Source organism: Streptomyces sp. NPDC001941 (assembly GCF_040296945.1).
Lineage (GTDB): Bacteria > Actinomycetota > Actinomycetes > Streptomycetales > Streptomycetaceae > Streptomyces.
In genome coordinates this window covers 1-1508 of record NZ_JBEOYE010000251.1, presented here as the reverse complement: position 1 = coordinate 1508, position 1508 = coordinate 1, and the positions used below count along the sequence as shown (strand labels likewise).

2 protein-coding genes are annotated in these 1508 nt (G+C 74.5%); both read right to left on the bottom strand.

The genetic code is table 11. The features are described 5' to 3' along the window. Window positions 1-75: 75 nt before the first annotated feature. Window positions 76-924, bottom strand: a complete 849-nt coding sequence (locus ABT160_RS46950) for an alpha/beta fold hydrolase (RefSeq protein ID WP_351656559.1) — start codon at window positions 922-924, stop codon at window positions 76-78. Further along, entirely contained in the window at window positions 921-1397 is a 477-nt protein-coding gene (locus ABT160_RS46945; RefSeq protein ID WP_351656556.1) for an SRPBCC family protein, read from the bottom strand. Before ABT160_RS46945 ends, ABT160_RS46950 begins: the two co-directional genes overlap by 4 nt. Window positions 1398-1508 lie beyond the last annotated feature (111 nt).

The following is a 1508-nucleotide window of genomic DNA, read 5'->3' as shown; positions in this document are numbered from 1 at the left end:
GGGTGTTTCGGGGGCGGGGTGTGCTGTTTTTATCCTCTCCCCACCTCATGCCGCCCGCGGGCAGGATCCTCTCGATCACCGTGCCAGCTCCGTGACGGCGGCCACCACCGCTTCCGGAGCCTCCAGGGGCAGCATGTGCCCCGCGCCCGGCAGCTCCTCGAACCGGGCCTTCGGCAGGGCCTCGGCGACCACGCGGCCCAGGGCCGGGGCGATCACCTTGTCCGCCGCGCCGGCCAGGACCACGGCCCGCACGTGCACCGAGGCGATCGCCTCGCGCAGGTCCATGCCCCGCGAGGAGCGGAACGCGTCGGCCCGCACCTGCGGCGAAGCGGCCGCGAACAGCTGCCGGTTGACCTCCCGCAGCTGCGGGTCGATGCCCTTGCCGACCATCTGGCCGAGCAGCTTGCGGCCCAGCGCCGGGCGGCGCACCGCCCAGGAGAAGACCGGGCTGCCCATCATCTTGACCTCGCTGTCCGGGGTCTCCTGGTCGTGCGCGGCGGTGCCGAGCAGGACCAGGCCGGACAGCTGCCGGGCGCCGGAGGAGGCGTACGACAGGGCGGCGAAGCCACCGCCCGAGTGGCCGACGACCACCGCGTCGGGCGCGTCCACGTGGTCGAGGACCGCGCCGAGGTCCGCGCCGAGCCGGGCGATGCCGAACGGCTCGCGGCCCAGCGTGGAGGCCCCGTGGCCCCGCTGGTCGTACAGCACCACCCGGTGCCCGGCCCGGATCAGCCGGTCGGAGACGGTGCCCCAGACCCGGCGCCCGGCCGCCCAGCCGTGGGACAGGACGACCGTGGTGCCGGACGGGGTGCCCAGCGGGGCGAGGACGGTGACCGCCAGGCGCGCGCCGTCGTCGGTGCGGACCACCGACTCCGCCGCGGTGCGCACGACGGCCGCCGCGGGGGCGGGGGCGACCGTGGTCATCGGCTCCCCTTCCGCAGCACGCCGTCCAGCGCCACGAACGCCGCGCTGGTGGCGCGGGAGTGCTCGGCGCCGATGTCGGCGACCTTGGCCAGCACCTTGAGCCAGCCGTGCGGACGGCCCTTGAAGTGCATGCCGATCCGGGTCTTCGCGCCGCCCTCCACCGGGTCGAGCACGAAGTCGCTGGGGCCGCGGAAGACCCCGTCGACGTACTCGATCGACAGCTTGCGGCCGGGCTCGACGGCCGTGGTCCGCGCCGTGAAGCGCAGCTTCAGACCGCCCTTGTCGACGCCCTTGGTGTGCACGGTGACCGCCACCTCGCCGCCGACCGTGTCCGCCGAACCGGCGGTGGTGGCGAAGGTGTTGGCCGGTACCCACCACTGGGCCCCGCCGTTGAACTCCTTCAGGAGCGCGTCCCAGACGACGTTCGGCGGTGCGTCGACGACCGCTTCGTCGATCAGGTCGTAACCTGCCATGTCCTGCATCTCCTCACAGAGCCGGGGGGGGGGGGGGGGGGAGCGCACCCCCGTGTTGAGGCCGGGCCACCTACCGGGGTGCAGGGGCGGAGCCCCGTGTTGGGTTCGGGG

Bases quoted from the DNA above. Each gene is read 5' to 3' on its own strand.
- ABT160_RS46950 (WP_351656559.1), bottom strand. From the start codon at position 924: ATGACCACGGTCGCCCCCGCCCCCGCGGCGGCCGTCGTGCGCACCGCG.
- ABT160_RS46945 (WP_351656556.1), bottom strand. From the start codon at position 1,397: ATGGCAGGTTACGACCTGATCGACGAAGCGGTCGTCGACGCACCGCCG.